Consider the following 14,292-nt stretch of genomic DNA (forward strand, 5'->3'; position numbering starts at 1 on the left):
AAGTCTCCTCCCCCGAAGGGAAAGAGACTTCTTTTAGCTGTCAGGACACTTCGCGTTTTACGATTCGAAGGACGATCTTGCCGATCTTCCAATAGCTCTGGAAGTCCTTCATGAAGTTCGAGATCGTGCTGCCCATCATCGAGCGCAGGATGAAAAATCCGATCGCGCCGCGGTACTCGTCCCATACCGCTCCGAGCGCGTCGTCCCACTCGTAGCCGGTCAGGATGAGCAATGCCGTCGCCTTCATCCAGTCGCCCATCTCGTTCGTGAGCAGGTCGGCCGACTCGTGCGCGCTGAATCCGGAGCCGCGCAGCGTGCCAAGCGTCACGATGATCGCAGCCTCGTCGTCGCCCAGCGCGCGGCGTTCGACCGCGGACAGCTCACCGAGGAATGCGGCCTGCTCGTTTTTGCTGATCGCCTTAATGATGTCGTAGATCTGCTTGTTGTTCATCTGCGCGATCTGCAGCGCCTGGACGATGACGGTGAGCGAGATCTCTCCCGTATTCGCCATCGCCTGCGCGATATCCAGCATCGGTGCCATGCTGCGGATGTAGTCGGGAATCCATTCAGGGCGAATGCCCGCCTTGAATATCGCCTTCACGATCTCATTCAGATCGGTGAAGCCCCCTTGCTTCAGGTTTTGCGCGATGATCGAATAGTTGTTCGATGCGCCCGATTGAACGATGGCGACCGCGATGTCCGTAGCGCCAAGCCCAGTCTGCTTCAGATAGGCGACGGACTCCGCGCCGTTATAAGCATACTGTAGATAATCCGTCAGCTTGTAGCCGTTGAGGGCGAGCAGCCGCAATTGATCGTTGTTGCTCGGGAACATTCGACTCACGAAGCCAGCCGCATCATAGGCGCTGTAGCCGAGACGCTTCAGAATGGCTTCCTCTGCGATAGCCCCGCTGAGCTCGTCCATCGCCAGCATGGCGTTCTCGATCGCCAGTCGTCCGAAGCCGTAGCCCGCGACCGCCAGCGCGATATCGCTAATGGAGGCGTTCGGCAGTCCCGCGCGCATGATCCGCATCATCGGAAGCGCGCCTGCGGAGCCGCCGCCGTAGCTCTTGTACATGAGGAAGTCCGCCATCGCCGCAGGGGTATTGACGCCGAACCGGACGAGCAGTGCGGCCTGTTCCTCAATCGTGCCTTCATTTTTTAGTACGCGGTTGAAGGATCTATACCGCAAATTCAGGATCGTCGCTCCGTCATAGCCGAGCGCGGCAAGCGTATCGACCAGATAGCGGTCGCCGATCTCCAGCTTGCCGTTGCGCTGCATCTCTACCGCGAGATCGCTCGCGCTGGCTCCTTGTGCCTTCATACGTGTCAGTAACGCAAGCACCGGGTCGACGCCGTACACTTCGGCGATCTTGCCGTTAATCTGATCCGGCGAAGCGTCCACATTGATCATCGCATCCTTGGCGCCGAGCGCGTCGAGACCGAACAGCAGCTTGAGCGCCAGCACGATATCCGACAGCGGGAACTTACCGGACATGTAGCCGGCCATATTCGTCGGATTGCCGGCATAGGCGGCCGGCACCATCTGCTTCAGATACGACAGATTCGTATCGGCATAGTAGACGGCCGCGATCGCCAGCGCGATATCTCCGGCCTGGTCGTAAGGCTTCAGCAGCTCAGTCGCGCGCGCCGCGTCTACCTGATAACGGTTTTTGAGCTGGAGCGCGATGTCGGCGAGCGAATTGTTCGTCTGCTTCAGAAAAGCTACCGCGCCTTCCGGCGTCTTCACCCCGTACAGCTCGAGGACGTCCGACAGCAAATCGGCCGATGTCGGTCCTTGTCCGCGCGCCTGGTTGACGGCGGCTTCGATCGTTTGCGCCGTATAGACGCCAAGTCCGGACAGAATCGTCTTCGTCTCCGCCTCCGATTGGGCATAGCCGTTTAGGAGCGCGACCGCGATGTCCGTCGCGCCGTAGCCGGCCTGCCGCAGCATGCCCGCGGCCTCCGCCGCAGAATCGACGCCAACCGCGCTCAGCACCGCGGCGACGGCGGTACCGGTCAGGCCGTCCGCGCCAGCGGTCAGCACGTAGACGATCGTGGTCGGGTCGAACAGCGCCGTGCCCGCCAGCACCTCGGCGATCTCGCCCTGTGCCAGGCTATAGTGGCGGCCGAGCGCACCGGCGATATCGGCTAGCGGAATGCCGGCCTGCCATAAGAGCCTTACAGCGGCGGACGGATCCGCGATCTCTTCGCCGCCGGCGAGCACCGCGTCCGCATCGGCGGCCGAAGCCGGCGCGTAGACGTCCGCTACGGCGGTCGCGATCAAGGAGGCGCTGTCGAAGTCCAGCGCCGCGAGCCCGTCGGCGGTCTGCTCGGCGGACAAGCCGTAGTACGAGCGCGAAGCTTCGACGATCTCCTTCAGCGAGTAGCCCATCTGCCGCAGGATCGGCGCGCCGTCCTCCAGCTTGACCGCGTCGGCGCCGCGCAGCAGATCTCCCGCGCTCTCCGCGAACGGCTTGCCGTAATATTCCAGCACGGCTGCCGTCACTGCGCCCGCCTGGTAAGAAGCGATCGGCAGCAGTGCGCCGAGCGTCTGCCCGGCGGTCAGCCGATAATGATCCCGCGCGGCCAGCACCAGATCGTCCAGCGTCAGGTTGGCGGCGCGCAGATCGGGAATGGCCGCTTCGAACGTCGTTGCGCCAAGCCCGTCCAGCACGGCGACGAGCGTCTCGCTCATCGTCTGCCCGTATACGGAGGCGATCGCCGCGACGACGTCGCTGCCGTCTCCGTCGAAGAAGCCGGACGCGTCGAGCTGCGCCGCCGTCTGTCCTTGCGTCAGTCCGTAATGCTCGCGACCGACGCGCACGATGCTCCGCAGATCGAAGTTCATCCGCAGCAGGTACGATACCGCATTGGCCAACGTGTCCATGCCGCTCGCAGCGAGCGAATCGACGACACTGGCATCGCCGGACGTGCCGTATACGCCCGCCACCGTGGCGACGACCTCCTTGTCCGGGTACATGCCGAACGCCCGGAACGCCTGCAGCGCTTCTCCCGAGGAGAGGCCGTATTCTTCCTTCGCCAGCCGCGCGCCCGTCCGAAGATCGAACCGCTGCTGTGCGTAAATAAAGGCGATCGCGTCGGCGAAGGACGATTGTCCGCCCGCCGTCAGCAGCTCGCGGATCGCATGTTCGACCGTTTGGCCGTAAACGCCCGCCGCCGCGTAGAGCACGACGCTGTCGCTCTCGCTGCTCTGCGCGAGCAACGCCTGCGCCGCCCGGCCGAGCGGCGCGTCGAAGTGATCGCGGGCGATCGCCGCGATATCCTGCAGCGAGAACCCGGCATCCCGCAAGTACGGAATGGCCGCATCCAGCGTAGAGATACCCTCTGCCGCAAGCGCGGCGGCAGCGACCGCCGTCTTGCTGTCTCCGTAAATGCCTGCCACCGTCTGAATGACCTTTGTCAGTTCGTACGGGTAAGCATCGGTCAGCAGCCTGGCCGCTTCGCCCGAATCCAGCCCATAATAAGACTTCAGACTGCGGGCGATCTCCGCCAGCGAATACTTCGCGTTTTTCATGAAACCGATGCCGTCGGCCGGCGTCTTGCTGCCGGATGCCGCCAGCAGTTGCCCGACCGTCACTTGTTCTTGCGCATACAGCGATTTGAGCACGGCGATCGTATTTTGCAGGTTCGGATTGCTCGAACGGGCGATCAGCGCCTGCATCACCTCGTCCATGCTATAGCCGCCGCGGACCAGCGCCGGACCCGACACGCTCGGATCCCGGTATTCCGTATAGCGGGATGCCAGCAGGTTGATGACGGAGCCCGCCGAGGCGCCCTGCGCCTTGAGCGTCTTCACCCACAGCGCGACGGGATTGCCCCCGAACGCCCAGGCGACAGCCGACCCGATCGCGTCCTGATCGTAGAACTGCACGGCCAGCAGCGCCGCGATCGCACTCGACTCGTCCAGTCCGTACTGCTCCCGCAGCACGAGCGCGATATCCTTCAGCGGATACGGACGCAGGCGGACGACGATCTGGTCTTCTGTCAGTCCCTTGGATTGCAAATACAAGGCCGCTTCCTTGGCTGCGATGCCGTACCTGCTGAACACCTTGATCCAGTCCCAGCCCTCGCTGTCGTAAACGGCGGCCAGGTCCCCGATCGGATACCCGCTGCCGCTCAGCACGGCGGTGAGCGCGGACATCTGCGACTCCCGCGAGCTGCCGGGGTACAGCGCGATCGTGCCTTCGATGATCTGCGCCAGCGTGAACTTGCCGGTCGCGCTCAGCGTCAGCGTGATATCGCCGATGGACGAAGCGCCGAACAGGAACTTGGCGTCCTTGGCGAGCTTGCCCGCGTCGCAGGCGCAATTGGCCGTCTGCTGCTCGATCCACGCCGGCATCGTCTGGCCGAACTGCGAGATGAGCGCCTCCTGATACTCGTAAAACGGATATCGCTCGCTCAGGCCCGCCGCCAGATTCGTCGGGTTGGCCGGCTCGGCCGCGTCGTTCGCGTACGCGGCGCGCAGCGCGGCGAGCGCCTCCGCCGCCGAATACCATGCGCCGGTGGCGAACATGTCCCGGACGGCGTCCTTCATCGTATAGGCCGTGCCGTCCGCCGTCACGGCGTCGTGCACGTAAGTCAGCGAAGCCGCGAGCGGGTAGTGCGCCGTCTCCAGGAAGTTCTCCAGCACCGGCGCGCGGCCGACGTAGACGTGCTTCAGGAAGTAATCCGCCACTGCCGCCGGGTCGTAGCCGCCCTGGAGCAGCGTCGCGAACAGCCCCTTGGCGTCGAAGCCCCACGGATGAAACATCGCCTCCATCGCGTCATATGCGGAAGCCATATCCGCGCCGTATACGGTGCGCAGCATCGTCGCCGCCGTGGTCTTGCCGAATCCGCCTTGCACCAATTGGCTTGCCGTCTCCCGCATCGTGAGCGAGGTGCCCCATGCGCCCATCACCTGACGGGCGACCGTCTCGGGATCCCCGCCCCGGCCAAGCAGGGCCGCGACAGCCGTCGCTGCGCTGCCCCCGGCCGCCCGGATGGCATCCGCCACGTCGAACGCGGACATTCCTTGGCCGAGCATGGCCGCCGCCGCGTCCGCCGGCGAGAATATCCCGCTGGCTGCGGCATATAGATCGGCGCCGGCGATTCCCGCTTGCGCGAGCGCCCGGACGGCCTCCGCCGCATCCGCGAACGTATAAAGCTGCCGGACGGCTGCGCCGATCGCCTTCGCCGGGTAACCTGCGCCGCTCAGCAGCCCGGCTACCGTCGCCGCATCCGCGGCGAACAGCGTCTTGCCCGCCGCGGCGGCATCGGCCGCGGACATGCCGCCGGCCGCCAGCGCCTGCATCGTGCCGGCATCGGTCAGGCCGTATGCTCCCTGCACCGCGCCTGCGGTGTCGGCAGGCCCGTACAGACTTCGCAGTTGTGTCACGGCGGCGTCGCCCGTTTCATGGAGCGCGCGGTTCATCGTCTGCGCCGCGGCCTTCGCGGACGCACCCGCCGCCTTCAGGCCGCGCAAGATATCCCGCGTCTGATAGCCGGCGTCGCGGAAGCTGCCGGCGAATTCCTCCGGCGCGTAGCCCCCGCTCGCGAAGCCCGCGATCCACGCATCCGGCGTATTCGGCAAGTAGCGCTTCTCCCGAAGTGCGCTGAACGCCGTCTGGGCGTCCAGGTCCATCTCGTAGAGCAGCTTGACGAGTGCCGCAAAGTCCAGCTGATATTCTTTGCCTACGGCGGCCGCGTACAACGCGGCGGAGAAACCGCCCTCGCGCAGCAGCTTCGCGGTCTCCTCCGCCGTGCGTCCGAACTGTCCGTGCAGCATGGCGGCCGGCGCATCGGCGTTCCAGCTGTCGACGTAGCTCTGCACGAGACCGAGCTCGCTCGATGCGTTCAGTGCCGGCGTCCCGCCGAATTGAGCGAGGAATGCGCCGTTCTCCCCTTTCACCCGGTTCACGCCGGTATAGGCGACCGCCAGCTCGTCGGTCGAACGAAGGAGCGAGCCGCTCCAGGTCAGCTTGACGGTCGTCGCGTTGACGAAGTACGACTTGACTCCGCTTTGCCATTGGCCGCCTATTTTCAGCGCGAAGCCCGCGCTCGTATCCATCGAGACGAGCGGCGCGTCGAAGGTCAGCAGCACGCTCGCGCTGTCCGCGCCGGATACCGCCTGGAGCATCACCGGCGGCTTCTTGGCATATTGCACGGTTCGGTCGGCGCCCAGATCGTAGCCCGCTTTGGACAACGCCAGCGTTAGCGGATAGTCGCTCGGCCAGGATACTCCGACCTGGTAGGTGCGTCCCGCGTCGGGCGTCGCGATCTTCAGATCGTAGTAGGCGTTAACAAATCCCGGCTTGAACAGCTTGATATCCAGATCCGGCACCGGCTCGGAAAGCACGATCGTGAAGCCCGCTTCGTTCGGGTTCAACACGGTAGCCGTCACGGCGATCGGCACCTGTACTTGCGTCCCGCCGCTCGATCCGAAAGTGTAGCCCGTCTTGTTCAGCTTCAGCGTGTACGCGCGCCCCTCCGTCAGCTTGACGTCGACCGCATACTTCGCTGCCGTGTCTCCCGCGACCGCGCCGCCAACAGCGACCGGTTGCCCGTCTTCGTTCAACAGCTCGATGTCGTCCGCGGTCAGCCCGGGAACCGCCTGGTTAAAGGCGAGCGCGAATCCGTTCTTCGAGATGCCGGACACCTGGACCTGAACCTGGATCGGCAAAATAACCTGCAGCGGCGCGGCCGTCGGGTGGGCCGGGTCGCGGACGTCGATCGTATACGCTTCGCCTCTCGTCAACGAATAGACGACCTGGAAGCGACGTCCCGTATGGGAAGCGCCGGATAGATCGAAAAACGAGACCGAATTCAGCCGGATCCGCGTGCCGGACGCATCCGTTAAGTAGACGTCGTCCGGCTTCAGACTCGGCACGGCGTCGCCGAGCTCAAGGACGAAGCCGACGTCGGAGACGCCGCTCGCCGACAGCGCGAGCGCCGGCCGCGCCTCGCGCTGCAGGGCCGGACCGAAGTCGTAGCCGTTCGCGGCGAGCTGCAGCGTGTACGTCTCATGTGCGACGAGCTCGGCCGCCGCTTGATAGGACAGCCCGTCCGCGGACGCCGTCCAGTCGGAGACGGGAACGGCCTTTCCGGCGCTGTCCTTCAGCGCCAGATTGCCGGCGGTCAACCCGGGTACGGCCCGATCCAGCCGGATCGTGAACCCGGTCGTTAGCAGCGCCGCCACGTCGGCTTGCACGGCCAGCGGCACGACAAAGCCGGTATCGGCGCCGAAGTCGTAGCCCGTTTTGGAGAGGCGCAGGCTGTAGCGCTGCTGCGCCTGGAGCGCAGCCTGCACCGCGTAGGTAGCGCCGCCGTCCGACGTCGTCATGGCGGCGACCGCGATCGGCTTGCCTTCCTGATCGAGCAGCGTGGCATTCGAAGCGGTCAGCCCCGGGACCGGGGCGGCCAGGCGGATCGTCAGTCCGGACGTCCGTACGTCCGAATAAGCGGCGGTTACCGGGATCGGTACGTTCAGCGTCATCGGATTGCCGAAGTCGTAGCCGGACAGCGCGATCGTCAGCGTATAGTTACTGCCGCCCGTCATTCCTGCGGTGAGCATGTAACTGGCACCACCATTCGTCGTCGTTGCGCCGGTCAGCGCCACCGCATGCCCGGACGCGTCGCGCAGCGAGAAGCTCGCTGCGTTCAGTCCGCCGACCGCCGGCGAGAGCGACACCGTCGCGCCCGTCTCGGACACCGCGGATACCGCGGCAGTAACCGCGTCCGGGATATCCGCCGTCAGCGGTTCGTCGAAGTCGTAGCCGGCCTTGGCGATCGTCACCGTATACGTCTCGCCCCCAGCGTAATCGGCGACGATCCGGTAAGTCGCGCCGTCGTCGTCGGTCGAGACCGCTCCGACAGGGAGCGTGCCGCCTGCGCCGCTGCGCAGCGCAAAGCTGCCTTCGTCGAGCCCCGGCACCGCCGGGTTGAAGCCGACCTTGATCTCGCGCGGACTCGCGCCGGTGATGGCCGTCCGCTCGAACACCGGCACGCTGAACGGGATCGGATCGCCGAACGCATAGCCGTCCTTTTCCGGGACGATCGTGTAGCTCTCCGTCTGCAGGAAGTCGGCGGACAGCTCGTACGTCGTGCCGCCGTCCGTCGATTCTGCCGTCAGCACAGGGAGACGCAAGCCGTCGGAAGCGCGCCTTAACACGAACTCTCCGAGCCGCATGTCCGGGATCGGCCGATCGAGCGTCAGACTGAAGGTACGGCTGCCGCCCGCCCCCAGGCCGCCGAAGGTCGCCTCCGCCTTCCGCACGATCAGCGGGATGCCCGGGCCATAGTCGTCGCCCGGCTTGGTGATCGTAACCGTATAGTTCACGTCAGGCACAAGCGGCGCATCGATCTCGTAGCTCAGTCCGTTATCCTTGGATACGATGCCGCTGGTCTTGACGGCATTGCCCTGGTCGTCCATGACGACGAGCTTGAACTCGCTGCTCCAGTTCACCGCGCGGTCGAAGTTGAGCCGGAAGCCGCGAACCGATACGAGGTCCACCGACGCCGCCCGCCGATTCAGGCTGAACGGAATCGTGAATTTCACCGTGTAATTCGGCTTGTCGATCGTGACCGTATAGGTCTTGCCCGCCGTCAGCGGCACGGACACCTGATAGGTCGCTCCGCCGTCCGCGGACACGGCGGACGACGCCGGATAGCGGGTGCCGCCGCTATCCTTCACGACGATCTCGGCCGCCGCCAGATCGGGAATCGGCATGCCCAGGAGCAGCAAGAACCCTTGCTGGTTCTGGAACATCGTCGTGATGCCGACCGCGATGCTGAGGCCGAACGTCAGCGGCTTGCCGAAGTCGTAGCCCGGCTTGGAGACGGTCAGCGTATACGTCTCTTGCGCGTTGAAGGCGCCAGTCAGCTTGTACGAGCCGCCGCCAAGATCGGCCATCGCGAACGATACCGGACGTCCCTTGCTGTCCCGCAGGTCGAAGCTGCTCTTGACAAGGCCGAGCTCCTGGCCTCCGTAGCTGCCGATACCAAGCAGCAGCTCCGTGCTTGTCGTGAGCGAGACGAGGACGTTCGCCGGAATCGGGATATCGAACGCGAGCGGCGCATCGAGCGCGAATTCGTCGCGCTGCACGTAGAGCGTGTATCCTGCCCCCGGCTCGAGCGCGCCTTGGCCGACTGCGTAACGGAACTGATAGGTGAGGCCCTGGTCCGTCGTCGAGAAGCTGTACAGGCTCGTGTGGACAATGCTGCCGTTTGGATCGCGCAGGACGACCTCCGCGTCCTTCAGGCCCGCGACCTTTTCGCCGAATTGGAGCGTGAAGCCCGTAGACGTCACGTTTTTGATCGTCGGCGCCAGCGACTTGCGCACGGCGAACGACACAGCCTTCGTCAGTTGATAGGACGATGGCGACTTGTACTGTACCGTGTAAAACTTCCCGGGCGTCAGCGCGGCCGTCAGTGCGTAGCTGCCGCCGCCGTCCTCGGATACCGCGCCGGTCACGGGGATCGCCGTACCCGAGGCATCGCGGACGATGAAGCCCGCGCCGGTCAGCCCGTCGACCGGCGAAGCGAACCGGACCGTAAGGCCCGCCGCCGTGCCGTCCGCGGCCGAGATCTCCGTCGGGAATCCGAACGTCGGAGAAGTCAGCGCGTAATCCGCGAGCTCCGGCGCAGCCGCCGGATTGAGCGCGATGCTGTACGTATGGGCGGCTGAGAAAGCCGGGAGCCGCAGCCGATAAACGGTGCCGCCGCCGGCCATGGCGTATTCGTACGGATAATAGTCGTTCCCCGCTTCGTCCCGGGCGAACACGCCGCCGTACTGCGCCTCTGGAAGCGCGGACGAGAAGCGGACTTCGATGCGTCCGTCCAGCGTCGTCTGCACGATCGTTGCCGATAAGAAATATCCGACGTGGAACGTGACGGGCGACGCAAAGCGGAAGAAGTCTTTGCTCAGCGTCAGCTTGTAGTCTCGTCCGCTGGTCAAGCCGACATGGACGCGGTAGCTGGCCCCGCCGTTCGCGGTGGACAGCGTCACACCGCTAAGGCGATTGCCGCCCGCATCGCGCAGATCGAGATTGGCCGGCATCAAGCCGGGCACGGCGCTGCCGAACGTCAGGTCGAAGCCGTCCGCCGCGATGCGGTCCACGACCGGGACGCCTGCGTCGACCGTGCCGTCGGCCTGGAATGCGACGCCTTCCGCCGGCTGATGACCGGGCAGCTTCAGAATGTAGCTGCCGCCGGTCAGCGCCGCGGCCAGACGGTAGGTGCGACCCTGATCGGTCGTCGTCGCCGAATCGATCGCGACGGGCGCGCCCGTATCCGTATGGACGAGCTCGAAGCTGTAGGCACCTAGGTCGCTAAGCGCTTCGCTTAGATTCACCGTCAGTCCGCTGTCGGTAATATGATCGACCGTCATGGTCGCGACGACCGGCACCGTGAAGTAGAACGAATCCTCTTCGATGTCGGCATCCACCGACAGCTTGTAGTCGCCCGGCGTGAGCGCGGCCGCGAACCGGTAGCTGGCCCCATTGTCGCTTGTCTTGACGGAATCGATCCGCAGCGCGCTGCCGACGACTGCGCCATCTTTCACCTTATACAGGGCAAAGGCGTGCGCGGTATCGATCGCGACAGGCGGGTTAAGCGCCAGTGCAAACCCGGTCCTGGAAGGATCTACGATCGTATTGCGGGCATACACATTAATCCGATGCGGACCGCCGAAGTCGTAGCCTTCCTTGACGACGGTCACATCGTAGCTGCGGCCCCGCGCGCCGTCAAAAGTGGCGATGAATGCGTTCTGCATCGGGATGAGCGCCTTGATCGTGACCGGGGCGCCCGATGCATCCGCAATCCGATAGTTGTCCATGGTCGTCGGCACGGACGGATTCAGTCCGATAAACGCGGCCAGGTCGGCCAACCCGCCCCAGTTGTTAATCGTCGGACGGATGATTTGCAGCGCGCCGCCGAAGTCGTAGCCCGCATGATGTACGTCCAGCGCATAGTCGCTGTACGTCATTTGCTCCGGTACCAGCAGGTAGCTCCGGCCTCCGTCATCCGTCGTCGCCGACGCGAGCGCATAAGGCGTGCCGTCCCGGTGCGTCAGCTCGAACGCCTCTGCGGGCAATCCGGGTACCGGTACGCTGAAATGCACGCGCAAGCCGGCATCGATGTAGTTCACCGATTCGAAGGTCGTGTAGCGGCTGACGGCGATCGTCTCGGGTACTTCAAGCTCTCCCGAAAAGACGAGATCCGACACCGAGATGCGATACCCATAGGCGCCGGCTGCCGACAGATCGGCCGTCACGACGGCGGACAGACCGTCCGCCGCAAGTTGTACGCCCTGAACGGCGACTGCCGCGCCCGACGCCCCCGTCAGCGTGATCCGGTCCGCGGTCAACGCCGCGACCGGCGAGCCGAAGCGGACGGAGAAGCCTTGATAAGTCGCCCACTCGATCGTAGAAGGCGATTCGGTCGCCTGCACGGACAGCACAAGCGGCTCGCTGAAGGCATAGCCCGGCTTGTTCAGCGATACGGTGTACGTATCGCCCAGCTCGAGCGGCGCGTACACCTCGACGATCGTATGCGAGGACTCCGTCTCCAGCATGTTGATGCCCACAACCGTCTCTCCGCTGTCCTTGATCGTGAAGCTGTCCATCTCCAGCTCCGGCACCGGCTTGTCCAGCGACAAAACAAAGCCGGACGAAGAAAGCCGGTTCACGCTCGGCGTGACGACCACGAGACCTGCGGGCACCGTGAAGGTCAAGCCGCTGCCGAAGCCGTAGCCCGCCTTGACGATCGTCAGCCGATACGTCTCGCCTTCGATCAACGAGGCCGCGATCGCATACGTTGCTCCGCCGTCTTCGGTGACGGCGCTCGTCACGGCCACGCTGTCTGCGCCGTGCGTCAACTGGAACTGGCCGGCGGACAGATCCGGAATTGGCACGCTCAAGCCGACGGACAATCCCGCAGCGCCGGCCGCACCGCTCGGAGCCAGCGTGACGACGATCTCCTCGGTTCCCTCCGGCGGCACGTCGATCGTCAGCGCACTGCCGAATCGATAGCCGGGCTTGGCGATCGTCAGCAGGTAGCGTTCGCCCGCGGACAGCGCCGCGACGACCGCATACGTGGCACCGCCGTCGGCGCTGTCCGCGGACGCGATGTCCACAGGCTCGCCGCCGTGCGTCAGCGCGAGATCGGCCGCCGTCAGACCGGCGACCGGCCCGTTCAGCGCCAGCGTGAAGCCGGACGGCGCGGCTGCGCCGACAAGCGACGCAGTGACGTCGACGTCCTCCGGCTGCGTGACCGGCACGACGATCGGAAGGCCCGCGCCGAAGTCGTATCCCGTCTTCGCGAGCGTCAGCGTATACGTCGCGCCCTCGGTCAACGCCGCAGCCGCCGCATAGGTCGCGCCGCCGTCGAGCGTCGCGGCGTACGTCACCTCGACGGTACCGCCGGCGGCGTCCTTCAAGGCGAAGTTCGCCGCCGTCAGACCCGGCACGGCCGGACTGAGCGCCACCTTGAAGCTGGACGCACGCGCCTGAACGAGCGTCGGGACGACCGTCACCGTCGTATCGACCGGCGGCGTCGGGGTAGGCGTCGATGTTGGTGCAGTGGTTGGCGTGGCCGTCGGTGCAGTTGTGGGCGTAGACGTTGGCGTAGGGGTCGGCTCGCCGCCGCCATTGCCACCGTTGCTCCCGCCTCCACCTGCACCGCTATTGCCGCCCCCGGCGCCTCCCGCGCCGCCGCGCACGGTCACTTCCACGTTCGCGGGCTTCGTCTCGAAGCGCACGTCCGCCGCGTCCACCAGCGCGTGGCCGATCGTCCCTGCGCCCGTGAACCGCGCGCCGCCGTGCAGCTCCGCGCGCTCCACCGAGACGCCGTCGCCCAGCTTGATAGCGGCGGTCTTCACCCCCTCCGCAACCTGCAGCTCGCCGATCGTCCCGGCGCCGACGGTCAGCAACACGTCGCCGGCGACTTCGACTTTGCCGAAGCGGCCCGAGAGCGACACCTCGCCGGCCGTCGTGATGGAGACGCCCGCGATCCCGCCGCTCTCCGCCGTTCCGTCCGACTCGACGTTCGCGTCCGTCCGCACGTCCATCCGCTCGATGACCGTCGTACCGCCGACGACGATCCGAATCAAGCCGTCCTTCTTCTCGACGACGACCGTCCCGAGCCGCGAATCGTTGATATGCACGCTATGCGCGCCCCCGCCCTGCAGATTCGTGCTTCCTCCCACGGCGACGCCCTTCAGATCGACGTCGCCTTCGCCGACGGCCGCGCCGATCGTCAGGTTTCCGCGCACCGTCACGTTGCGCAGCGTGATGCCCGGCGCATCGATGACGACGTCCCCGCCGACCGCGGCGGTACCGGATGCCGGCCCATAGACGCCCGCTTCCGTCAATCGCAGCGGGGCGGGCACGATGCCCCCGTTCGCGCCGACGGCGGACTGCGTGCGGATCCGGTCCAGCAGCACGATGGCCTCCGCGCGCGTCAGCTTGCCCCCGGGACGCACCGTCCCGTCCGCGAAGCCCTGGACGATGCCGCCTTCGACAAGCGCGCCCAGCGAAGCCCGGGCATAGACCGGCACATCGCCCCGGTCCCCGAACGCGGCGAGCGCATTCGCCCCGTCGCGCTCGATGGCCGGCACGAGCTTCGCGAGCATGACTGCCGCCTCCGCACGGGTGAGCTGCCGACTCGGCTTAAACGTCCCGTCCGGGAAGCCGTTAATATAACCCGCCGCCACCGCCGCCTGCACCTGGGACGCGAACCAGGCATTGCCCGGCACGTCGGCGAACTGCAGGCTCGCGGTTCCCTTGTAGGCGAACAGCCGGTTCGCCAGCGCCACGAATTCGATCCGGCTGATAACCTGATCTGGACGCAAGCTGCCGTCCGGGAAGCCGTCGATCAAGCCCAGGCGCCGCCACTCCGCCATCGTCTGGCCGGCCCAGTGTCCCGACGTGTCGGCGGAAGCGGATGCGGCTGACAACGCCCCGATGCCGGACGTCCCGAATCCCGCCGCCAACGGCACTGCGGCAGCAGCCTTTCCTCCACTAAAGTTCGGCAAAATCAAGCTGCCCAGCATGCTCGCGACGAGCAGCCAGGCGAGCGCGATGACGCGCCATTTCCTCCCTCTATTTCCCACAGTACGTTAACCCCTTCCCTCGCTTGCCGCCGCGCCGGATCAGGATCGACCGGCTGCGGACGGATGGCGAGCATTCTAGAGCTAAGTCTACGGGACCCGAATAAAAGAATAATGAAAGAGTTCGTCAAAATCGGACAAAAAACCGCTTCGCATCAAGGCTCGGCGGCGTTTTTCCCCTCTATGAA

At 65.5% G+C, this 14,292-nt stretch carries 1 protein-coding gene; it reads right to left on the reverse strand.

Features of this window, described 5'->3' with window-relative positions:
• Window positions 1-40: 40 nt before the first annotated feature.
• Window positions 41-14,107 (reverse strand): S-layer homology domain-containing protein, encoded by a 14,067-nt coding sequence (locus tag KVT38_RS01265; RefSeq protein ID WP_217591868.1) that lies wholly within the window; start codon window positions 14,105-14,107, stop codon window positions 41-43.
• Between the last annotated feature and the right edge of the window lie 185 nt (window positions 14,108-14,292).

The sequence above is a fragment of the Cohnella sp. GbtcB17 genome (assembly GCF_019091135.1).
Lineage (GTDB): Bacteria > Bacillota > Bacilli > Paenibacillales > Paenibacillaceae > Cohnella.